Below are 21719 nucleotides of genomic sequence, written 5' to 3' on the forward strand. Positions count from 1 at the left end.
GGACGAGCCGGCCCGGACGCCGCGCGATGCGCGTCGTCGCTGGTGCCGGCGGTCCGCCGACCGCACCAGCGCGGTCGCGGGCGCACATCCACGTCACGACGAAGGAGCGGTCATGCCCACGCGCAGCGCACACACCTCCTGGCAGGGAACTCTCGCCGACGGCAGCGGTCACGTCGAGCTCTCGAGCTCGGGCGCCGGTGCCTACGACGTCTCGTTCCCCCGGCGCGCGGCCGACGAGGCCGGCGGCGTCACGAGCCCCGAGGAGCTCATCGCGGCCGCGCACTCGTCCTGCTACGCGATGCAGCTGTCCGCGCTCATCGGCGAGGCCGGCGGCACGCCCGTCGCGCTCGACGTGAAGGCGGACGTCACCCTGCGCCCCGACCCGGCCGGCGGGTTCCGCATCTCCGGCATCGCGCTCACCGTGCGCGGGCAGGTCGAGGGCCTCGACGCCGACGGCTTCCGTGCCGCGGCCGAGAGCGCCAAGGCCGGCTGCCCCGTGAGCAAGGCGCTCACCGGCACCGAGATCACGCTCGACGCCGCGCTCACCTGACGCCGCGCTCGCTCGCTGCTCGACACGCCGTGGCCGGCCGGCGGGCGCTTCATCACGCTTGACCTGGGCAGTCGTCGGCCTGGGCGGACGTCCCCCGAGGACCTCCGGCCCAGGCCGACGGCTCGTCGGGGACCTACCGTCGCGAGCGTGACCCTCGCCGAGGGGACACCGGGCGACGCTGCCCGGGCCGTCCGCATCGACCTCGACACCGCGATGCGTCGCCGGTGCCGGAGCCTCGGGCTCGCCCCGGGGGCGGCCGTGCACGTGACCCACCGCGGCGGGCTGGGCGATCGTGAGGTCGGGCTGGGGACCGACCGGTTCGCGCTCCGGTCCTGGACCTGCGTCCGCCGCTACGTCTCCCCGGTCCACGGCATCGACCCGGCCTGACACCGCCCGCCGAGGGCCCACGGTCGCTGGCCCGACCGTCGTGCCCCTGCACCCAGCACCCCTGCACCCAGCACCCCTGCAGCACTGCACCACCTCGGCTCCTCGGCATTGCCGGGCCCTGCCCGGGCCTACGCCAGCCTCGCCTCGGTCCACGGCATCGCCCGGGGCCCGACCGGGTCCACACCCCCTGCACCGCCCGGGAAACGCGCCTGCGCGCCACGCGACCTGCCAGCCCTCGCGCGGCGCCGACGAGGGCGGCCGCGGCAGGAGCCGGCGAATAGGCGGCGGTGGGGCGCCGGGAACCCGGGGTGCGGGGGCGGCGTCCGGTCCTCGGGTGGTCCCGGACCGCCCTCGGGCGGTGGTGCGAAGATGCCCCCCGTGACTGCTGTGGCCGACGAGAAGAGCGCCGTGACCGACGTCGTCGCCGCGCTCCGGTCCGCGGTGCGCGGGGCGGTCGACGACTCGTCCCGGCGTCGCGCGGAGTACTCGACCGACGCGTCGAACTACCGGGTGGTCCCGCAGGTCGTCGTGTTCCCGCAGGACACCGACGACGTGGAGGCGGCGCTCGCGGTCGCCCGCGAGGCAGGCGTGCCCATCACGGCCCGCGGCGCGGGCACGTCCGTCGCGGGCAACTCCGTCGGCCCCGGCGTGGTCCTCGACTTCTCCCGGCACGTCAACCGCATCCTCGAGGTCGACCCCGAGGAGCGGACTGCGCGGGTCCAGCCCGGCGTCGTCATGGCCGCGCTGCAGACGGCCGCCGCGCCGCACGGGTTGCGGTTCGGCCCGGACCCCTCGACGTGGACCCGGGCGACCCTCGGCGGGATGATCGGCAACAACGCGTGCGGTCCGCGGGCCGTCGCCTACGGCCGGACGGCCGACAACGTGCTGGCGCTCGACCTCGTCGACGGCACGGGCCGGCGGGTCGAGGCGCGCGCCGGTGAGGGTGGGCTCGACGTCGTGGCGGGTCTGCCCGCGCTCGTGCGTGCCAACCTCGACCTGCTGCGCACCGAGCTCGGCCGGTTCGGCCGCCAGGTGTCGGGCTACTCGCTCGAGCACCTGCTGCCCGAGAACGGCACGGACCTCGCGAAGGCGCTCGTCGGCACGGAGGGCACCGTCGGCACGCTGCTCGAGGCGAAGCTCCGGCTCGTCCCGATCGCCGCGGCGCCCGTGCTCGTCGTGCTCGGCTACCCGGACATGCCCGCCGCCGCGGACGCGGTCCCCGCTCTCCTGGCGCACCGGCCCATCGCGATCGAGGGCATGGACGCGCGTCTGGTGGACGTGGTCCGACGAGTTCGCGGTGCGGCCGCCGTGCCGGACCTGCCGCCCGGCGCGGGCTGGCTCATGGTCGAGGTCGGCGGCGACACGCTCGACGAGGCCCTCGAGCGCGCCCGCGCCCTGGCCGCCGACGCGGGGACCCGAGCCGTGGCCCTCTTCCCGCCGGGGGCCGAGGCGACCGCGATGTGGCGCATCCGCGAGGACGGGGCCGGCCTCGGCGGTCGCACGCCGTCCGGTGAGCAGGCGTGGCCCGGGTTCGAGGACTCCGCCGTGCCACCCGCGAAGCTCGGCGGGTACCTGCGCGACCTCGAGGCGCTCATGGCGCGGCACCGGGTCGACGGGCTGGCCTACGGGCACTTCGGCGACGGGTGCGTGCACCTGCGCATCGACATCCCGCTCGAGCGCACGGGCGACCCGTTGCGCGCGTTCATGCAGGACGCCGCCGAGCTCGTCGCGTCGCACGGCGGGTCGCTGTCGGGCGAGCACGGTGACGGCCGCGCACGCTCCGAGCTGCTGCCCGTGATGTACTCGCCGCGCGCCATCGAGGTCTTCGGGCAGTTCAAGGCGTTGTTCGACCCGCGCGACCTGCTCAACCCCGGCGTGCTGGTGCGGCCCGCGGCGATCGACGCCGACCTGCGCCGGCCCGCCGCGCGCCCGCTGCCCGCGACCACGGGCTTCTCCTTCGCGCACGACGCGGGCGACCTCACGACGGCCGTCCACCGCTGCGTCGGGGTCGGCAAGTGCCGCGCCGACTCGACCGCGGCGGGCGGCTTCATGTGCCCCTCGTACCTCGCGACGAAGGACGAGAAGGACTCGACGCGCGGGCGGGCCCGCGTGCTCCAGGAGATGGCGAACGGTTCGCTCGTGTCGCGCGGCTGGTCCTCGCCCGAGGTGCACGAGGCGCTCGACCTGTGCCTGAGCTGCAAGGCGTGCTCGTCGGACTGCCCTGCGGGCGTGGACATGGCCCAGTACAAGTCCGAGGTGCTGCACCGCACGTACCGCGGCCGCCTGCGTCCCGTGAACCACTACGCGCTCGGATGGCTGCCCCGGTGGGCGCGGCTCGTCACGGGCCTGCCCGGGGTCGCGTCCGTGGCCAACGCCGTCCTGGGTGTGCGTCCGATCGCCAAGCTCGTGCTCGCGGCGGGCGGCATGGACACCCGTCGGCAGATGGTGACGTTCGCCGGTGAGCCGTTCCGCCGCTGGGTCCGCCGCGCGGGCGCCTCCGAGGTGACCCGGGTCGCCTCGGGCGCAGCGGCCTCGCTCGCCCCGGCGCCGCCCACGTCCTCGTCGCCCACGACCGACCAGGCGAGCGGGCAGCCGAGCGGCCCGGCGGGTGAGCGGACCGGAGCGGTGGAGGGTGCTCGCGCGGATGCCACGACCGATGCCCCGACGGGCTCCCGGCCGCGGGTGCTGCTGTGGACCGACTCGTTCAGCGACGCGCTCGCGCCGTCGGTCGCGCGGGCTGCGGTCGCGGTGCTCCGCGACGCGGGCTACGAGGTGCTCGTGCCCGACCACCAGGCGTGCTGCGGCCTGACCTGGATCAGCACGGGCCAGCTCGAGGGCGCGCGCCACCAGCTCGAGCACCTCCTCGAGGTGCTCGGACCGTTCGCCGTGAACGGCATCCCGATCGTCGGCCTCGAGCCGTCCTGCACCGCCGTGCTGCGCTCCGACCTGCGCGACCTCCTGCCCGACGACCCGCGCGCGGTGGCCGTCGCCCGCGAGACCCGGACGCTCGCCGAGCTGCTCACCGCCCCCGCGCCGATCGGCCCCGGGGACCGCTGGCAGGTCCCCGATCTGTCCGACGTGACCGCCGTCGTCCAGCCCCACTGCCACCACTACTCCGTCATGACGTGGACGCCTGACCGTCGGCTCCTGACCGACGCCGGCGCGACGTTCTCGGCCATGGCCGGCTGCTGCGGGCTCGCCGGGAACTTCGGCATGGAGAAGGGCCACTACGACGTCTCGGTGGCGGTCGCGGAGAACTCGCTCCTGCCCGCTCTGCGCGACGCGGCCCCGGGTGACATCTACCTCGCGGACGGCTACTCGTGCCGCACGCAGGCCGACCAGCTCGCGGGCGTGCGGGGCATGCACCTCGCGGAGCTCCTGGCCTCCCGGCTCGGCGCACGCCCCACCCCCGCACCGCCCGACCGCGCCGAGCCCACGCCCGCCTGACCCACGCCCCGCCTGACCCACGCCCCGCCTGACCCGCGCCCCGGCGGACCCGCGCCCCGGCGGACCCGCGCCCCGGCGGACCCGCGCCCCGGCGGACCCGCGCCCCGGCGGACCCGCGCCCCGGCTGACCCGCGCCCCGGCTGACCCGCGCCGGGCCGACCGTGGCCGCAGGGCATACCCGTGTCGGGTCGCGTTCACGCCGTCCACCCCGTTGGTCTCGCCTCGACGCCCGGGCCGAGGTGCGGACCCACGCCGTGGCCGGCGCCCGGCGCGTGCCCGACGATGCGCGTCGGTGACGCCGGGGCGTTGTAGGGCCGACCCGACCGGTCGCGGAACGTGTAGCGGGTGCCGGCCGAGGAGCGCCCGCCTGACATCGCGAGGTCCGGGCGCGGCGTTCCTGCCACCCACGAGGGCTCCGGTACGCCCTCCGTCTCCGGTACCGCACCCGGCGGCCGCCCCGGGGCGCTATCCGGCTCCGGTGTCGCATCTGACTCTCGTGGTTCGGCGCGCGTGGGCGTGCGCTGCGGGCCGCCGTGTGTCCGCACGGGGCCGCGTGAGTGACGTTCGACGGTGAGGTCGAGGCGGTGCACCTCGTGGTGGTGGAACGAGCACAGGAGGACCGCGTTGACGAGGTCGGACGTGCCCCCGTCACGGTTCCACCACGCGATGTGGTGCACCTCGCAGTACGCGGGCGGCACCGAGCACCCGTTCCACGCGCACGCGCGGTCACGCGCGACGACAGCGAGGCGCTGGGCAGGCGTGAACGAGCGTCGCGTCCGGCCGACGTCGAGCGGTCTGCCCGCCGCATCCATGACCACGCGCGTCATCGCGCAGTCGCACAACGCGGCCGCGAGCTCGCTCGGCGACAGGACGGTGCCGTCGTCGGTGACGGCCGGTGGCAGTGGGACCGCCGAGGAGGAGGAGGGCGTCGCCGGCGCCGATCTGCTCGACGGCGCGCCGGGCGCGCGGTGACGCCGCGCGGCGCGGCGACGATGCTCCACCCACGTCTCCGCAGGCACGAGGAGCGACACGTGGGGCACGGCGAGCGAGCCGGGGTGAGGACCGGCGGCGGACTGCGGCCGCTCCCCGTCGCCGCGCGCCTCGTCGCCCACGTCGGCCCACGCCCCGGCACGCACCTCGTCGCGCACCTCGTCGCGCACCTCGTCGCGCACGACCTGGCGTGCGTGGGCGACCGGCTCGATCGGCTGCGACGCCGACGGGGGAGCGATGCGCCCAGCAGCGGGGTTGCCGGCGAGCGCGGCCAACGCGTCGGCACGAGCCTGCTCGGGTGTGCGGTCGTCGTCGGGGCGGTGCCCGGTGGCGTCGAGGGCGCGCTGCAGCAGCCGGCCCGTGACGGGGTCGAGGCGCCCGCGCAGGTGGGTGCCGTCCGCCGCGTGGGTGAGGGTGAGGAACCTCGCGCGGTGCTGGGCCGCGCGTCTGGCCTCGAGGTGGTCGTCGTCCTGCGCGGCGACCCAGGCCGTGAGCGTGCGGCCGAACTCACGGGCGTCGACCCCGCGCGCGAGCTCGACCACGGCCGCCTGTCCCTGCGGCGTGCGCAACGACTCGGCGGCCTGTGCGGGCGCCTGCTCGAGCGTGCGTGCGAGCACGTCGACGTGACCGTCGCGCACCACGCCCTCGGCCATCGCGGCGCGCACGGCGGGCAGGCGCGTCAGCGCCTCGGCGGACCGGACCTGACCGGCCACGTGCCACCTGGTCGAGCCGGTGAGCCGCGCGCGGGTGTCCGCGAACTCGCGGCCGGCACCGACCGCGGCCGCCGCCGACTGCTGTGCCGCGAGCACGGGCGACCGCACGACCGTCACGAGGGATGCGATGCGGTCGAGCGTCCCCAAGGCGCGCGCCCGCTGCGTGCCGGACCAGCCGTCGGCCCGCGCGGCGACGGCCGCGAGCGTGGCGAGCCGGACCCGCACCGCCTCGAGCTCGTCGAGAGCTCCGTCCGGCGACTCACGGCTCGCGGGCAGCGCCGCACGGGCGACGGCGCGGTCTGCTGCGCCGCCCGACCAGGACGCTTCCGACGAATCGAACATGTGTACGACGCTAGTCGATCGGACATGGATGCGGGAACGGGCGGGCGCGCCCTGTGGACGAGGAGGCGACAGGCGTCAGCGTGCGTGGAGCGCGCGGGTCGGAGTCGGTGCGGATGTCAGTGGTCCGCGGTCTGATGGTCGGGTGGACGGACGAGTGCGGTGGGTGGACGTGCGGCGCGAGGTGCCGCAGCTGGCGGCGGTGGTCGAGGAGGTGTTCGCAGCGGGGACCAACAAGACCCTGGCGACGACGCGGGCGGACGGCTCGCCGCGCATCTCCGGCACGGAGCTGGAGATGGGCGACGACGTGACGCTCGGCATGATGCCCGCGTCGCGCAAGCTCCGGGACGTGGAGCGTGACCCGCGCGTGGCGATCCACTCACCGACGATCGAGCCGCCCGCGGACCTCGCGCAGTGGGTCGGTGACGCGAAGCTCGCCGGCCGGCTCGTCCCGATCCCCCAGCCGGCCGGCGGGCTGCCCGGCGCGTACTTCGCGCTCGACGTCACCGAGGTCGTCCACACCGGCATGGACGCCACCGGGACCCGCCTGGTCGTGACGGCGTGGCACCCGGGACGCGGCATCACCCGGGTCGAGCGCGAGTGACGCCCCCACCCGGTCCCCGCCACCATCCCGACCTGAGGAGTGTCTGATGCTTGTCGCGTTCTCCGTCGCACCCAGCGGCACCGGCCGTTCCGACGGCTCGGTGTCGGACGCCGTCGCGGCGGCGGTCCGCGTCGTGCGGGAGTCCGGCCTCCCGAGCCGCACCGATGCGATGTTCACGACGATCGAGGGCGACTGGGATGCGTGCTTCGACGTCGTGAGGCGCGCGACCGAGGCGGTCGCGCCGTTCGGCTCGCGCGTGTCGCTCGTGCTCAAGGCGGACATCCGGCCCGGTCACGTCGGTGAGCTGACGGGCAAGGTCGAGCGTCTCGAGGGCGCACTGGCACGGGCCGACGAGCCGGTCCCGAGGCAGGGCGGCTGACGGGGCCGCGGCCCGGGCGCGCGGCGTCCACGGAGGACGACGGACGCGCCCGGAACCTCATGGATCACCACGTCTCGTCGTCGGCGTGGAACGGACCGGTCGGCGTGGCGTGGGCGTGTCGCGCGACACGGTGCGAGCGGTCGTGGACGGCGCGTGACACCCGCGTCCGAGCGGGCCAGGATGGCGCCCGGGGACGGCCACGCGCTCGTCGTCACCCGCACGGCCCTGTCCGCGGTCGGAACCTGACCCGTCCGGCGGACAGACCGGACATTCGCGGCCATGCGACAGTAGGCACGCGACGACCGCCACCCGGTCGGACGGACGCTCCGGCAGGGAGCGGACCCGTCGCGGTCCGCGCCGCTCGCCCGCGCACGCACCACCCCGTTCCACCCCGCACGAAGTGCCTGCGAGACCCAGGAAGGCCGGCGAGACGGATGCCTCTGTTCGAGCTCGACGATGGCCGGCCGCGCCTCGTCCAGCCGATGCAGCCGCTCCCGGCGTCGTTCTCGCAGGACCTGGCGCTGCTGGTGCAGCACCACCTCGCCGCGATCGCGGGCGAGCCGCTGTTCCCGGTGCGGCACCGGGCGAGCGCGTCGGACCACGCGGACCTGCCGGAGCTGCTGGCGCTGGACTCGACGGGCCGCGCGGTCGTCCTCGAGGCCGTCCAGGTGCTCGACGACGACGCGGTGGTCGCGGCGCTGCGGCACGCGGGCGCGGCCTCGCGCATGACGTCGACGGACCTGGCGCGCGCGTACCACGCGGACCCCGAGCGGTTCGCGGTGGACTTCGCGGCGTTCCGTGAGCAGGTCGCGTTCGGCATGACGTCGAGCCGGCGTGAGGGGGTGCGGCTCCTGGTGGTGTGCTCGGAGGTCGCCCCCGAGGCCGCGGACACGCTCGGCTACCTGCGCGGCCCGGGCCGCCACGTGGACATCCTGCAGCTCGGGGTCGTGCGCGGGGTCGACGACCGCAGGTTCCTCGACGTGTCCCCGCTCGCGCGCCACGAGAACGTGCGCCGGCCCGTCGAGCCGACCGCGCTGCGGCTCGTGCGCTCGAGCGAGGCGTCGTTCGCGACGGCGATGGCGTACGAGGACGGCCGCCGTCGCCCGCCGTCGCCCGTGGGGTCGTCGCGGGCGGGGACGCCGGGTCTGCCCGCGTCGTCGGCGTTCCCGGCCGGGGGCCGCACGGGCCAGGACGGTCCCGGCCGCCCGGTGTCCGCGGCCGTCCCGGCGGTCCCGCCTCCACCCCGCCCGACCAGCGCCGCCGGCACGACGAACACGGGCATGACGAGCACAGGCCCGACAAGCACAGGCCCGACGGGCACAGGTCCGACGACGGCAGGTCCGACGACGGCAGGTCCGACGAGCACGATGCGCGCCGGTACGACGACCGCGGGGATCACCAGCGGTACGACGACGGCCGCACCGGGCACGACGAGGTCCTCCCGCGGAGGCGCCCGGGACGCCCGCCCGGCGTCGGAGACGATCTCGTCGACCGCGCTGCCGGTCGCGGGGACGCCGAGCAGGCAGGTGGGCGCGCAGACCCGCGCGGTCCCGACGGTCGTCCCGCCGGTCGGCGCGTCGTCCGGGCCGCGCTCGTCGTCGTCGACGCACGGCCCCGCGGCACCGCGAGCGGCTGCGCCGGCGTCGTTCGCGCCGCGCGCGTACTCGCCCCCCGCGAACCGCACGACCTCCCCCTACGTCCCGCCGGCCAACCACGCGCCGACGAGCGACGTCCCGGCGAACCCGGCGCTCGCCAAGCCCGCCGCGTCGTACGGCGCGGTCGTCGGCACGGGCGCGATGCCGTCGATCCCGGTGACCCCGCGCACGCCCAGCGGCTCGCGGGCGACGAGCACGGCCCCGACGCCGTCGACGGCCGACGCCCGGACGCCCGACGGCCGCTCCGCAGACGGTCGGACGGACGACGGGGCACACGACCGGGCAGACGATCGGGCACACGACCGGGCACACGACCGGGCACACGACCGGGCAGACGACCGGGCACACGATCGGGCGGACGGCTTGTCGCCGCTGTTCGAGGCACTCGCGGACTGGCCGGCGCACCTGCCGGACGGCCCGCCGCCCCGGTCGGCTGCGGGTCCCGCGCCGCGCGACCCGGACGTGCCGTACCCGGAGCTGGCGATGCTGGCGAAGCGGCGCCGTGCGATCGCGACGCTCGTGTGGTTGCGCGAGCGGCGGGGTCAGCGGCTGGTGGCGGAGCTCCAGCCGGACGGCACGATCCTGCTGCCGGACGGTGCGCGGTTCGTCGAGCCGGGGGACGCGGCGGCGTACGCGTCGAGCTCGTCGGTCGAGGTCGACGGGTGGCGTGCGTGGCGGCTGGGTGACGGCGGCCCGACGCTCGCGGAGGCCACGGGCCGCACCGAGTCCTGAGGGTCGCGGGCGGGGCTCAGGTCCAGCCGTACCCGGCGGTCCACCGGTCGATCTCGGCGTACACGCGGGCGCGCACGGGCGGTGCGGACAGGACGAGGTCGTGGATGCCGCCGGCGATGCGGACGACGGTGACGCAGGGCCCGAGCTGCACGGCGCGCCGGGCGAGCAGCTCGACGTCGAGGACGATGTCGGCGGAGCGCATGTCGTCGTGCCAGCGGGGGGTGATGAGGGTGCGGGTGGACGCGAGCATGAGGATGGGCACGTCGACGGACAGGCCGCGCGCGACGAGCGTGTGGCCGGTCATGATCGCGGCGAGCCACCCGGCGCGGACGGGGAACGCGGGGGTGGGCCGCCACCGCTCGTCGTAGGTCCACTCACCACCGGTCGCGGCGGACAGGGTGCGGTTGTAGAAGCCGGGGTCGATGTTGGGCAGGGGCGCCTTGGGCTGGAACCGGGCGAGCTGGGCGACGGCGGGGCTGGACACGTGCCGCAGCAGGCCGGAGCCCTGGAGCTCGAGCCAGGGGGAGTTGAGGACGAGTCCGGCGACGCGTCCGGGGTGCCGGTGCGCCCACAGGCTCGTGACGAGCCCGCCGGTGGAGTGGCCCATGAGCATGACGCGGGCGTGCGCACCGAGCTCGGAGCGCACGACGGCGAGGGCTGCGTCGAGCTCCTCGTCGTACGTCTCGAGGTCGTCGACGTAGCCGGGGGTCTGGTGCGCGCGCAGGCTGCGCCCGTACTTGCGCAGGTCGAGCGCGTAGAACGCGACGCCGCGCGCGGTCCAGTGCTCGGCGAGCCCGGTCTGGAAGAAGTAGTCGGACCAGCCGTGCAGGTAGAGCACGGCGCGTGCGGGGCGCAGGGTCTCGTCGGTCTCGGGCCGGTGTCGCACGAGGGTCGCGACGACGGCGCCCTCGTCGTCGGGTGCGAGGTACAGGGTCTGCGCCTCGTACCCCGGTCCGAGCACGTCGGGCACCCAGGTGCCGGGCGCGGACTCGACGGTGGGGACGTCCTCGTCGGGCACGTCCGTGCGGGGCCCGACGGGCGCGACGGGGAGGACCGGCGTGCCGGCCGTCCCGCTCGTCGTCCGCTCGCTCATCGCACCCCCTGCTCGGCCGTCGCGGGTCAGACCGTCAGGACGATCTTGCCGAACTGCGTGCCCGCGGCGAGCCGCCGCAGTGCGTCGCCTGCCTGCGTGAGCGGGTAGGTGGTGTCGACGAGCGGGCGCACCCCGGTCCGGGCGAGGAACGCGAGCAGGTGCTGCAGGTCGTCGCGCGAGCCCATGGTGACGCCCGCGACGGTGATCTCCTGGAAGAACAGGCGGGTGAGCTCGGCGGCGGTGGGGTCGCCCGAGGTGGCGCCGGCGACGACGACCGTGCCGCCGGGTCGCACGGAGCGCATGGTGTGCGACCAGGTGGCGCGTCCGACGGTCTCGAGGACCAGGTCGGCGCGCGGGACGCGGGCCCCGGTCTCGACGGCGGCGGCCGCGCCGAGCTCGAGGGCGCGGCGGCGTCGCTCGTCGGACCGGCTGGTGACGACGACCTCGAGGCCGGCCGCGGCGCCGAGGAGGATCGCGGCGGTGGCGACACCCCCGCCGGCACCCTGGACGAGCACGCGTTGGCCGGGTGTGGCGCGGCCGGTCGTGAACAGCATCCGGTACGCGGTGAGCCAGGCGGTCGGCAGGCACGCGGCCTCGACGAACGTCAGCTCGGCGGGCTTGTCGACGAGGTTCCACGTGGGGACGGCGACGCGCTCGGCGAGCGTGCCGGGGTACCGCTCGGACAGCAGCGAGCGCGGTTCGTCGGGCCCGACGCCGTGCCCGCTCGGCCCGCCGATGACGCCGTGCACGACGACCTCGCGTCCGTCGACGACGCCCGCGGCGTCGGTGCCGAGCACCATGGGCAGCTGGTCGGCGCGCAGCCCGACGCCGCGCAGCGACCACAGGTCGTGGTGGTTGAGCGCGGCGGCGCGGACGTCGACCACGGACCAGTGCTCGCGCGGCGCGGGTTCGGGCCGGTCGCCGACCTCGAGGCCGGAGACGGGGTCGTCGGACGAGAGCTCTCGTACGTAGGCCGCGATCACACCGTCACGTTACCGATGGGTAGCCCGGCGCACGCGCGGATCGCGGACGCGAGCCGGTCGCGGGCCGTCCGCGGGCCGGTCGGGCCGGTCAGTCGCCGGGGCGGTTCAGCGGGTCGGGGAACACCGTGAGGAGCTGGCGGCTCACCAGCCCGACGGTCCGCGCGAGCGCGTCACGCGCGGCCGCGGCGACGAACCCGAGGTCACGCAGGTGCCACAGCGTGAGCGCGTTGGCCCAGGCGGCGTCGCGCGCCTTGTCGATGGAGAAGCTCGACACGAGGTCCGCGACGGGTGACAGCTCGCCGCCCGCGGCGACGACGCGCCGGTCGAGGAACGACTGCCGCACGGGCCGCACGACCTCGGCGAGCACGTCGTTGACCCGCTCGAAGTCGGCGTGCACGCCGCGCGCCGACGGTGTGGTGCCGCGCGCCTCGCACGTCGCGACGACGGCGAGCGCGAGGTCGTGGTTGATGTGCGCGTTCATGCCGGCGAGCGCGAACTGCACGGGCCAGATCCCGCGGTGCGCGCGGCGCTCGACCAGCGGCGCCCACGCGCGGTTGACGGGGCGCCGTGCGGCGAGGTCGCGGGGCACGTCGAGGTACAGGTCGGCGAACCGGACGTCGAGGTCCTCGACGAAGGCCGGGTCGCCGAACGTCCCGTCGACGACGCGGCGCGCGACGAGCACCGTGACCTGCCGGTACACGTCGCTGAACACGCCGAGCCCGTCGCCCGCGGGCCACTGCTCGCGCTCGGCGTCCATGGCGGCGACCACGCGGCCCAGCGCGACCGAACCCGCGACGGAACCCGCGACGGCTCCCGCTGACCCCGCGACCGACCCCGCCGTCGACCCCGAGCCTGGGCTCGTCCGGGCACCGCTGTCCTGCCCCATGCCCCCACTGTGGCCGAGCGGGGCGCGCGTGCCCAGGATGACGCGCGTCAGAGCACGGGCAGCATGCGCCCCAGGTCGGGCAGCGAGTCCCCGGTCCACCGCGGCGCGAGCGCGACGGCCAGCGCGTCCACGTCGTAGGGCTCGCGTCCGGACGCGAGCCGCACCCACCGGCGTGCGTCGTCCACCTCGAGGTCCCAGCCGCCGCGGGCGACGACGATCGCGAGCAGCTCGTCCGCGACGAGCCGCAGCGCCCCGGGCTCCACGGGGTCGGGGCCGGCGCCCGCGCCGGGGACGCGGTGCACCGAGACGAACAGGTCGTCGGCGTGCACGACGAGCTCGATCACGCGCGAGACCGTCATCGTGGAGAGCCGGACGGGACCCCGGCGGGCCTGGACGACGGGGTCGCCGGACCGGCTGTGCGCCTCGAGCGCGGCGAACGCCGCGGCGGCGCGTGCGTCGATCCACGCGACGGGGTCGGTGGCGACCTGCGCGGCGAGCGCGCGCGTGGTCTCGGCGATGTCCGCCGCGCGGCCCGCGTACGTGCCGAGATACTCGGCGAGCGTGAGGGGCACGGTCCCGGGGGGCAGCGGCGTGCACGCGGCGAGCGCGTCCATGGCCCGGCCGACGTGCGCGACGAGCGCGGTGACGGTCCAGCCCTCGAGCACGGACGGTGCGTCACCCACGGAGTCGTCGACGACGTCGACGACCCAGGTGCGCAGCCGGTCCCACTGGGCGTGCAGCGCGGTGGTGGCCTCGTCGAGGGTCGCGGTCATGGCGCCATCCTGCCGTGCTCGCGCCCTGCCCGTACCCGTGCCCGTGCCCCTACTCGTGCCTGTGCCCGCGCGGGTGACCGTGCCGGCTCGCGGCGGGTCCCCGCTCAGGGCCGGCTGCGGACCCGCTCGGTCAGGAAGTCCGCGACGAGCGCGCCGACCTGGTCCTCCTCGATGAGGAACCCGTCGTGCCCGAAGTCGGAGTGCACGACGCGCACGGGACCCGCGCCGGGCACGTGCGCGGCGATCCGCTCGGACTGCGCCACGGGGAACAGCCGGTCGGTGTCGACGGCGACGACGAGCCCGCGCGCGGTGATCTGCGACAGCGCGTTGTCGACGCCGCCGCGGTCGCGGCCGAGGTCGTGCGTGAGCATGGTGCGTGTGAGGGTGACGTAGGTGTTCGCGTCGAACCGGCGCGCGAGCTTGTCGCCGTGGTGCTCGAGGTAGGACTGCACGGCGAACCGGCCGCCCTCGAGCGGGTCCTCGGCGCCCTGCGGGATCCGGCCGAACCGCTCGTCGAGCTCGTACGCGGACCGGTAGCTCTGGTGCGCGATCTGGCGTGCGAGCCCCAGCCCGCGGTGGGGGCCGTCGCCGGGCGCGGCGTCGTAGTAGTCGCCGCCGCGGAACGCGGGGTCCTGCTGGATCGCGACGAGCTGGGTGTGGAAGTTGGCGATCTGGTCCCCGCAGGTCGCGGCGGTGGTCGCGATCGCCGCGAACGCCTCGACCCGCTCGGGCTCGGACGCGGCCCACTCGAGCACGCGCTGCCCGCCCATCGAGGCGCCGATGACGAGCGCCCACCGCCGGATGCCGAGCAGGTCGGCGAGCCGCACCTCGGCGGCGACCTGGTCGCGCACGGACAGCACGGGGAACCGCGAGCCCCAGGGGCGCCCGTCGGGCGCGGGTGACGCGGGACCGGTCGACCCCTGGCACCCGCCGAGGACGTTGGGGGCGACGACGAACCAGCGGTCGGTGTCGATCGGTGCGCCGGGCCCGACCATCGACTGCCACCAGCCGGGGGTGGGGTGGCCCTCGGCCGCGTCGCCGGTCACGTGCGAGTCGCCGGTGAGGGCGTGCAGCACGAGGACCGCGTTGGACCCGTCCTCGGCGAGCGTGCCCCACGTCTCGTACGCGAGGCGGACGGCGGGCAGGCGACCGCCGGACTCGAGCGCGAACGGCCCGAGGTCCGCGAGCTGCCGACGCCCGAGCGGGTCGCCGTCCTGCCAGGCGGCGGACGCGGGCACCGGCGGGCGCTGCGCGACCGGGACGCGGCTCGTCCCTGTGCGGGCGTGGGCGCCGCCGGCCGGTGGGCTCGTGGCGGGCACCGTCGCGTTCTCGTCGGACACGGTCAGCCAATCTACGGAAGGGGGAGGGACGCCGCCCGTCGTCCCGTCCTGCGGGACGACGAAGGCGGGACGACGAAGGCGGGGCGACGACGGCGGGGCGACGACGGCGGGGCGACGACGGCGGGACGGGGTGCGGGCCGGGTGGGCGGTCGGGGGTGGCGCCCACCCGGCCCGGCGGTCAGGCGCCCTTGGCGGCGCGGAAGCCGGCCTCGAGGTCGGCGAGGATGTCGTCGACGTGCTCGATGCCGACCGCGAGGCGCACGAGCCCCGGCGTGACGCCGGACAGCTCCTGCTCCTGCGGGGTCAGCTGGCTGTGCGTGGTCGACGCGGGGTGGATGACGAGCGAGCGCACGTCACCGATGTTGGCGACGTTCGAGTGCAGCTCGAGGGCCGAGACGAACGCCTGGCCGGCCGCGGAGCCGCCCTCGATCTCGAACGCGAGGACCGCGCCACCGCCGCGCGGCGCGTACTTGACCTGGTTGGCGTGCCACGGGCTCGACTCGAGGCCCGAGTAGTGCACGCGCTGCACGTCGTCGCGCGCCTCGAGCCACTGCGCGACCTTCGTGGCGTTCTCGACGTGCCGCTCGACGCGCAGGGACAGCGTCTCGATGCCCTGGGAGATGAGGAACGCGTTGAACGGGGAGATCGCGGAGCCCAGGTCGCGCAGGAGCTGGATGCGCGCCTTGAGGATGTACGACAGGTTCGCGCCGAACGCCGAGCCGACGCCGAGCGCCTCGGCGATCTTGAGGCCGTGGTACGAGGGGTCGGGCAGGTTGAAGCCGGGGAAGCGGTCCGGGTACTGCGCGTAGTCGAACGTGCCGCCGTCGACGATCACGCCGCCGATCGCCGAGCCGTGCCCGCCGAGGTACTTGGTCGCGGAGTGCACCACGACGTCGGCGCCCCACTTCAGCGGGTTGATGAGGTACGGCGTCGCGACCGTGTTGTCGACGATGAGCGGCACGCCGTACTCGTGCGCGACGCCGGCGACGAGTTCGATGTCGAGCACGTCGGACTTCGGGTTCGGGATGGTCTCGGCGAAGAACGCCTTGGTGTTGGGGCGGATCGCGGCGCGCCACGCCTCGGCGTCGTGCGGGTCGGTCACGAACGTCGTCTCGACGCCGAGCTTGGGCAGCGTGTAGTGCAGCAGGTTGTACGTGCCGCCGTAGAGCGACGGGCTCGCGACGACGTGGTCGCCGGCCTCGGCGACGTTGAGGATCGCGAACGTCTCGGCGGCCTGGCCGGACGCGACGAGCAGCGCGCCGACGCCGCCCTCGAGCGACGCGATGCGGTTCTCGACGACCTCCTGCGTGGGGTTGCCGATGCGCGTGTAGATCGGGCCCAGGTCCTGCAGCGCGAACCGCGCGGCGGCGACGCCGGCGTCGGGGAAGACGTAGGACGTGGTCTGGTAGATCGGCAGGGCGCGCGCGCCCGTCGTCGGGTCGGGGACCTGGCCCGCGTGGATCTGGCGGGTCTCGAAGTTCCAGTTCTCGTTGCTCACTGCTGGCTCCTTGTGGCGGGGTGGGTCCGCGGGGAGCTCGGCAGCCGACGTCCGACCCGCGGGGAGAGGGGAGGGGCGCACGGTCGAGACGGGCTGGTGCGGGGCGTCGTCGGGCCGGACGGGGTCCGGGCGGCGAGCTGCCCGCAGGCATGCCGAACGTGCGCTGGTCAGCGACACATTCGACGAAGCATGGGGCCGAGGCTACGGGCTGCGTCCGCGCCGTGGAACGGGCGTCTTGCTTACTGAGATAGGTGTCTCATTCGCGGCGGCGCAGCACCCTTGGACCAGGACCTTCGTCTCAGATGGTGGACGGGTTGCGTCGCATGTGTCGGGTTCGTCCCGGATGTGACTGCTGTGAAAGGAGTGACTCTTGTGACGGGAGTTCACTTCTGTGGCACGCGTGGGTACCGTCCGAGAACGGGTACCGCCGCTGGTGGGTCCGGCAGGGACATCGGCACGACGAAGGGCACGCACGAGGTGGAGCGACGAGGACGACGAGCGCGCGGCGCAGGCGCGCTCACGGTCGCGACGATCGCGGCGCTGCTCGTCGGCGCGCCCGGCGCCGTCGCCGACCCCACGGGCCCGAGCGACCAGGACGTGCGCGACGCGCGCGCCGCGGTCGGCCGCGCCGAGCAGTCCGTCGCCGAGATCGAGGTCCGGCTCGCGCAGCTGTCCGCCGAGGCGGACACCGCGACCCTCCAGGTCCAGCAGGCCGGCGAGGCGTACACGCAGGCGATGAGCGACGCGCAGGCGGCGCAGGCCGGTGCCGACGCGGCCCGGACGCGCGCCGACCAGGCCGCCGCGGACGCCGAGCAGGCGCGCCGCGAGCTGCTCGCGATCGCCCGGCAGGTCGCGCGGTCCGGCGGCTCCGCCGACCTCGTCGAGTCCCTGCTGTCCGCGGACGGCTTCGCCGACGTCGCTCGTCGGACCTCCGCGATGGACCAGATCACCCGCAAGGCCGACTCGGCCGTGCAGGGCTACCAGGCGGCGAAGCTCGTCTCGAGCACCCTCGCCGGCACGGCGGACGACGCGGCCGCCACAGCGGCGCGCGCGCAGGACGACGCGCAGGCCGCGCTCGACCACGCGCAGGACCTCGCCGACGACGCGGACGCCGCACAGGCCGCCGCCCAGACCGAGCGCGAGGCGCTGCTCGGCCAGCTCGCCGCCGCACGCAGCACGAGCGTCGAGGTCGAGCGCGAGCGGCAGGAGGCCATCGAGGCCGAGCGTCGCGCACGCGAGGAGGAGGAGGCTCGTCGCCGCCGCGAGGAGCAGCAGGACCCGACGCCCGTCGAGACGACCGACCCCGAGCCGATCCGCACGCAGGACCCCGCGCCGGACCCCGCGCCGACGCGCGACCCGGAGCCGACGAGGCCCGACCCGACGACGCCCGCCCCGCGCCCCACGACGCCGGCCCCGCGGCCGACCACCCCGGCACCGCGCCCCACGACCCCGGCGCCGGCCCCGACCACCCCGGCCCCGCGTCCCACGACGCCGGCCCCGGCGCCCACCCCGACCGACCGGTACGGCCTCGGCACCGGCGTCTCGCGCGGCTCGTCGTCGCAGGGCCAGAAGGCCGTCTCGATCGCGAAGACCCGCCTGGGCGCGCCCTACGTGTGGGGCGGCACGGGCCCGGGCTACGACTGCTCCGGGCTGACCATGACCTCGTGGAGCGGCGCGGGTGTCGGGCTCAACCGGACGTCACGCGACCAGTACAAGCAGGTCCTCAAGATCCGCTACGCCGACATGCGCCCCGGTGACCTCGTGTTCTGGGGCACCAACCCGAACAGCCCCGACTCGATCTACCACGTCGCGATGTACATCGGCGGCGGGCAGATCATCGAGGCGCCGCGGCCGGGCGTGGCCGTGCGCATCACGTCGATGCGGTACGCCGGCTCGATGCCCTACGCCGGCCGCCCGTGACCTGACCTGAGGACCGACGACGAAGGCCCGGACTCCCCGCGGGGGTCCGGGCCTTCGTCGTGACCGGCCAGTGCCGGCTGAGCGCCGGCTCAGCGACTCGCTCAGTGCTGGTCGTAGCCCGAGTCGATCGCACGCTGGCGCGAGCGCTGGATCTCCGCCTCGGCCTCCGCGCGGCCCACCCAGTGCGCGCCCTCGACGGACTTGCCGGGCTCGAGGTCCTTGTAGACCTCGAAGAAGTGCTGGATCTCCAGGCGGTGGAAGTCGGAGACGTCGTCGATGTCCTGCCGCCACGCGGCGCGCTGGTCGCCCGTGGGCACGCACAGCACCTTGTCGTCGCCGCCGGCCTCGTCGCGCATGCGGAACATGCCGAGCGCGCGGCACCGGATCAGGCAGCCGGGGAACGTGGGCTCCTCGAGCAGGACGAGGGCGTCCAGCGGGTCGCCGTCCTCACCCAGGGTGCCCTCGATGAAGCCGTAGTCGTCCGGGTAGCGCGTCGAGGTGAAGAGCATGCGGTCGAGCCGGATCCGCCCCGTCGCGTGATCCACCTCGTACTTGTTGCGCTGACCCTTGGGGATCTCGATCGTGACGTCGAACTCCACAGCTCTCCTGTCGGCTCGCGGCGCCGGCGCACCACCGGTGGGAGGTGCGCGCGCACGCGGCGTGGTTCGGTGACCGGCGTGCCGCGGGTTCGGGCGCACCGAGTTGTCCGTCATAGTCTGACGCACCGGTGGGCCGATCGTCCCATCGCACTTCTTCGAGGCCCCTGAGCGGAGCGTGACGATGGCCACAGGCGCGCGAGTCGTCGGCACGACGATGCTCGTCCTGGTGCTCGGCGTCGGGGGCTACGTGGCGGCCGACGCGTACGACGTCGCGCCCGGGTTCGTGACGCTCGACCCGGTCCCGCCGGACCCCGCGCCGTTCCCGACGGCGCCCGCCGCCGTCGCGCCGCCCGAGGTCGAGCCCGCCCTAGGGCCGGTGGCCGCGGACGCGCCCGTGCCGGCGTCCGCGCCCGTGGAGGCGCTCGTCGCGGACCTGGTCGCCGACGAGCGCCTGGGCGAGGGCAGCGCCGTCGGGGTGGTCGTCGCGGACGAGCTCACGGGGCAGGTCGTCGCGCAGCACGGCGCGGACGTCGCGCGGGAGCCGGCGTCCACCGCGAAGCTCGTCACGGCCGTCGCGGCGCTCGGCACGCTGGACCCGGCGAGCACGTTCACGACGAGCGTCGTGCGCGGCCCCGGCAACCAGGTGGTGCTCGTCGGCGGCGGCGACATGATGCTCGCGCCCGACGAGGGCGACGCGTCCGCCGTCAACGGGCGCGCGGGCCTGGGTGACCTGGCGCGCGCCGCGGCCAAGCAGCTCAGGCTCGTCGGGCTGACCGAGGTCACGCTGCGCGTCGACGACACCCTGTACTCCGGCCCGCGCACCAGCCCCGGCTGGGACGAGGACGACCTCAACCTCGGCTACGTCGCGCCCGTCGCGCCGCTCGCGGTGCGGATCGCGGCGACCAAGGAGGGCGTGGAGTACCCGCCGCGCTCGTCGGACCCCGCGCTGTCCGCCGCGCAGGTGTTCGCGGCCCGGCTCGCGGAGGCCGGCGTGACGGTCACCGGGACGGTCGCACGCGGCGGTGCGCCCTCGGGCGCGACCGTCCTGGCGACCGTGAGCTCGGCCCCGCTGCAGGACGTCGTGCACTTCTTCCTCGAGTCGTCGGACAACACGATCACCGAGGTCGTCTCGCGCGCGGTCGCGCTCGACCAGGGCCTGCCCGCGAGCTTCGACGGCGGCACGCAGGCCGTGCTGCGGGCGGTCACCCGGCTCGGTGCCGACACCACGGACGCGGCGCTCGCGGACGCGTCCGGGCTCGCCGAGGGCTCGCGCCTCACGCCGACGACGCTGCTCGACCTGGTCCAGCTCGTGGCCGATCCCGCGCACCCGGAGCTGCGCTCGATCGCCGCCGGGATGCCGATCGGTGGTCTCACGGGCACGCTGCACGACCGCTACCTCACGTCCGACGCGCGCGGGCTGGTGCGCGCCAAGACCGGCAGCCTCGCGGGCGTCAAGGGTCTGGCGGGCACCGTCCTCACCGCGCAGGGCCGCCAGCTCACGTTCGTCGTGCTGGTCCGGCACGCCAAGGAGACCGGGCCGTGGGGTCCGCGCCAGGCGATCGACGCGTTCGTCACCGCGCTGCACGGGTGCGGCTGCCAGGGCTGACCGGGCCGGTCGTACGCGTGGTCCCGCGGGTTACGGTGAGCCGCATGAGCGCCACGCGCACGACGACGAGCGCCCCCGGCCCCGTCGACTGGGACGCCGCCGCCCGCCTCGCCGCGCGCGCCGTGCGGCCGGGCCCGCGCGCGCCGCGTGCCGAGCTCGAGGACCTCGTCGCGGGGCTGCGGGCCGCGGCCGGGCCCGCGGCCGAGCACGCCGCACGCGTCACCCGGCTCGAGGCGGCCGACGGCCGACCCGCGGCGGACGTCTCGCGCGTGCTCGTCGTCGACCGTGCCGGTTGGGCGCGCGCGAACGTGCGGATGTTCGAGGTCATGGCGACGCCCCTCGTCGACGCGCTCGCGCGCCCCGACGGGTCGGGCGCGCGCGGCTCCTCGGCCGTCGGGCGGCTCGGGGGTGCCGCCCAGGTCGGCGCCGTGCTCGGCGTGCTGGCCGGCAAGGTGCTCGGGCAGTTCGACCCGTACACGCCACGCGCGGGTGCCCCGGCCGGCGGTCCCGGCGAGGGGCGGCTGCTGCTCGTCGCACCCAACGTGCTGCACCTCGAGCGGACGCTGCGCGTCGAGCCCGCCGACTTCCGGCTGTGGGTCGCGCTGCACGAGCAGACGCACGCGCTGCAGTTCGCCGCCGCGCCGTGGCTCGCCGACCACCTGCGGGAGCGGTCCGCCGCGCTGCTCGGCGAGGTCGCCGGGCAGGTCACGGGGCACGCGGGCGACGAGGGCCGCGAGGAGACGCTCAGCCGGATGCTCTCCGCGCTGGGCCGCGTGCTCACCGACGACGACGCGAGCATCCTGGACGTCCTGACGCCCGAGCAGCGCCAGGTCGTCGACGAGGTCGGCGCCGTCATGTCCCTGCTCGAGGGGCACGCGGACGTCGCGATGGACGCCGTCGGGCGGAGCGTCGTGCCGTCGGTCAACGAGATCCGGCGCAAGTTCGAGGCGCGGCGCGACGCGCAGTCACGCGTGCGCGGACTCGAGTCGGTGCTGCGGCGCCTGCTCGGCATGGACGCGAAGCTCGCGCAGTACCGCGACGGTGCCGTGTTCGTGCGGGCCGTCCGCTCGCGCGTCGGTGTGACCGGGTTCAACGCGGTGTTCGCGGACCCCGCGCACCTGCCGACCGCCGCGGAGATCGCCGACCCCGGCGCCTGGGTGCGCCGCGTGCACGGCTGATGCGCGCCCACGCGCGTGCTCGTCGGCGGGTGCCGCTCGTGGCCGGA

The 21719-nt window shown here is 75.8% G+C and carries 17 protein-coding genes; 9 read left to right on the forward strand and 8 right to left on the reverse strand.

Annotated elements, in window-relative coordinates; all coding sequences use genetic code 11:
- The first annotated feature begins 112 nt into the window (after positions 1-112).
- From CBP52_RS15750 to CBP52_RS15760, 3 genes are all read left to right on the forward strand, one after another.
- Complete coding sequence (locus CBP52_RS15750) at positions 113-550, forward strand: OsmC family peroxiredoxin (RefSeq protein ID WP_094181756.1); 438 nt, start codon at positions 113-115, stop codon at positions 548-550.
- A 147-nt stretch (positions 551-697) separates the two neighbouring features.
- Complete coding sequence (locus tag CBP52_RS15755) at positions 698-937, forward strand: FeoA domain-containing protein (RefSeq protein WP_094181757.1); 240 nt, start codon at positions 698-700, stop codon at positions 935-937.
- Between the two features lie 369 nt (positions 938-1306).
- Positions 1307-4384, forward strand: coding sequence for an FAD-binding and (Fe-S)-binding domain-containing protein (locus CBP52_RS15760; RefSeq protein WP_094181758.1), 3078 nt, complete (start codon positions 1307-1309; stop codon positions 4382-4384).
- A gap of 194 nt (positions 4385-4578) precedes the next feature.
- Here CBP52_RS15760 and CBP52_RS15765 read toward each other — a convergent pair whose 3' ends face one another.
- Entirely contained in the window at positions 4579-6429 is a 1851-nt protein-coding gene (locus tag CBP52_RS15765) for an HNH endonuclease signature motif containing protein (RefSeq protein WP_232514542.1), read from the reverse strand.
- A gap of 142 nt (positions 6430-6571) precedes the next feature.
- On the opposite strand from CBP52_RS15765, the gene CBP52_RS15770 reads away from it, so the two are divergent.
- The 3 genes from CBP52_RS15770 to CBP52_RS18030 all read left to right on the forward strand — a co-directional run bounded on the left by CBP52_RS15770 (position 6572) and on the right by CBP52_RS18030 (position 9796).
- Positions 6572-7030 carry a pyridoxamine 5-phosphate oxidase gene (locus CBP52_RS15770; RefSeq protein WP_232514543.1) on the forward strand — a complete coding sequence of 153 codons (459 nt, stop codon included), beginning with the start codon at positions 6572-6574 and terminating at the stop codon, positions 7028-7030.
- Between the two features lie 46 nt (positions 7031-7076).
- Positions 7077-7409 (forward strand): thiamine-binding protein, encoded by a 333-nt coding sequence (locus CBP52_RS15775; protein ID WP_094181760.1) that lies wholly within the window; start codon positions 7077-7079, stop codon positions 7407-7409.
- A gap of 434 nt (positions 7410-7843) precedes the next feature.
- On the forward strand, positions 7844-9796 hold the full coding sequence (locus CBP52_RS18030) for a hypothetical protein (RefSeq protein ID WP_198303486.1): 1953 nt from the start codon (positions 7844-7846) through the stop codon (positions 9794-9796).
- Between the two features lie 16 nt (positions 9797-9812).
- Here the strand turns inward: CBP52_RS18030 and CBP52_RS15785 are convergent, their stop codons facing one another.
- From CBP52_RS15785 to CBP52_RS15810, 6 genes are all read right to left on the reverse strand, one after another.
- On the reverse strand, positions 9813-10889 hold the full coding sequence (locus CBP52_RS15785) for an alpha/beta hydrolase (protein ID WP_094181761.1): 1077 nt from the start codon (positions 10887-10889) through the stop codon (positions 9813-9815).
- Between the two features lie 26 nt (positions 10890-10915).
- The gene (locus CBP52_RS15790) at positions 10916-11872 is read right to left on the reverse strand and encodes a zinc-binding dehydrogenase (protein WP_094181762.1); all 957 of its coding nucleotides are present in this window, start codon (positions 11870-11872) and stop codon (positions 10916-10918) included.
- A gap of 88 nt (positions 11873-11960) precedes the next feature.
- Positions 11961-12758 carry a DUF5995 family protein gene (locus CBP52_RS15795; protein WP_157732682.1) on the reverse strand — a complete coding sequence of 266 codons (798 nt, stop codon included), beginning with the start codon at positions 12756-12758 and terminating at the stop codon, positions 11961-11963.
- 47 nt (positions 12759-12805) lie between these two features.
- The gene (locus tag CBP52_RS15800; RefSeq protein ID WP_094181764.1) at positions 12806-13531 is read right to left on the reverse strand and encodes a maleylpyruvate isomerase N-terminal domain-containing protein; all 726 of its coding nucleotides are present in this window, start codon (positions 13529-13531) and stop codon (positions 12806-12808) included.
- 104 nt (positions 13532-13635) lie between these two features.
- Positions 13636-14769, reverse strand: a complete 1134-nt coding sequence (locus CBP52_RS15805) for a homoserine O-acetyltransferase (RefSeq protein ID WP_232514809.1) — start codon at positions 14767-14769, stop codon at positions 13636-13638.
- Between the two features lie 280 nt (positions 14770-15049).
- Positions 15050-16369, reverse strand: a complete 1320-nt coding sequence (locus tag CBP52_RS15810) for a bifunctional o-acetylhomoserine/o-acetylserine sulfhydrylase (protein ID WP_094181766.1) — start codon at positions 16367-16369, stop codon at positions 15050-15052.
- Between the two features lie 477 nt (positions 16370-16846).
- On the opposite strand from CBP52_RS15810, the gene CBP52_RS18035 reads away from it, so the two are divergent.
- Positions 16847-18289 (forward strand): NlpC/P60 family protein, encoded by a 1443-nt coding sequence (locus CBP52_RS18035; protein WP_232514544.1) that lies wholly within the window; start codon positions 16847-16849, stop codon positions 18287-18289.
- A gap of 101 nt (positions 18290-18390) precedes the next feature.
- On the opposite strand, the gene CBP52_RS15820 is transcribed toward CBP52_RS18035, so the two are convergent.
- Complete coding sequence (locus CBP52_RS15820; protein WP_094181767.1) at positions 18391-18888, reverse strand: inorganic diphosphatase; 498 nt, start codon at positions 18886-18888, stop codon at positions 18391-18393.
- Between the two features lie 181 nt (positions 18889-19069).
- Between CBP52_RS15820 and dacB the strand changes: the two genes are divergently transcribed.
- Entirely contained in the window at positions 19070-20494 is a 1425-nt protein-coding gene (gene dacB, locus CBP52_RS15825) for a D-alanyl-D-alanine carboxypeptidase/D-alanyl-D-alanine-endopeptidase (protein ID WP_094182447.1), read from the forward strand.
- Between the two features lie 44 nt (positions 20495-20538).
- The gene (locus tag CBP52_RS15830) at positions 20539-21672 is read left to right on the forward strand and encodes a zinc-dependent metalloprotease (protein ID WP_094181768.1); all 1134 of its coding nucleotides are present in this window, start codon (positions 20539-20541) and stop codon (positions 21670-21672) included.
- Positions 21673-21719 lie beyond the last annotated feature (47 nt).

This window comes from Cellulomonas sp. PSBB021, from assembly GCF_002240455.1.
Lineage (GTDB): Bacteria > Actinomycetota > Actinomycetes > Actinomycetales > Cellulomonadaceae > Cellulomonas > Cellulomonas uda.

What these genes read in the sequence shown, in the direction of transcription:
- CBP52_RS18030 (WP_198303486.1), top strand. Translation starts at nt 7,844, where the DNA reads ATGCCTCTGTTCGAGCTCGACGATGGCCGGCCGCGCCTCGTCCAGCCG.
- CBP52_RS15750 (WP_094181756.1), top strand. Translation starts at nt 113, where the DNA reads ATGCCCACGCGCAGCGCACACACCTCCTGGCAGGGAACTCTCGCCGAC.
- CBP52_RS15785 (WP_094181761.1), bottom strand. Translation starts at nt 10,889, where the DNA reads ATGAGCGAGCGGACGACGAGCGGGACGGCCGGCACGCCGGTCCTCCCC.
- CBP52_RS15760 (WP_094181758.1), top strand. Translation starts at nt 1,307, where the DNA reads ATGCCCCCCGTGACTGCTGTGGCCGACGAGAAGAGCGCCGTGACCGAC.
- CBP52_RS15775 (WP_094181760.1), top strand. Translation starts at nt 7,077, where the DNA reads ATGCTTGTCGCGTTCTCCGTCGCACCCAGCGGCACCGGCCGTTCCGAC.
- CBP52_RS15830 (WP_094181768.1), top strand. Translation starts at nt 20,539, where the DNA reads ATGAGCGCCACGCGCACGACGACGAGCGCCCCCGGCCCCGTCGACTGG.
- CBP52_RS15800 (WP_094181764.1), bottom strand. Translation starts at nt 13,531, where the DNA reads ATGACCGCGACCCTCGACGAGGCCACCACCGCGCTGCACGCCCAGTGG.
- CBP52_RS15765 (WP_232514542.1), bottom strand. Translation starts at nt 6,429, where the DNA reads ATGTTCGATTCGTCGGAAGCGTCCTGGTCGGGCGGCGCAGCAGACCGC.
- dacB (WP_094182447.1), top strand. Translation starts at nt 19,070, where the DNA reads ATGGCCACAGGCGCGCGAGTCGTCGGCACGACGATGCTCGTCCTGGTG.
- CBP52_RS15795 (WP_157732682.1), bottom strand. Translation starts at nt 12,758, where the DNA reads ATGGGGCAGGACAGCGGTGCCCGGACGAGCCCAGGCTCGGGGTCGACG.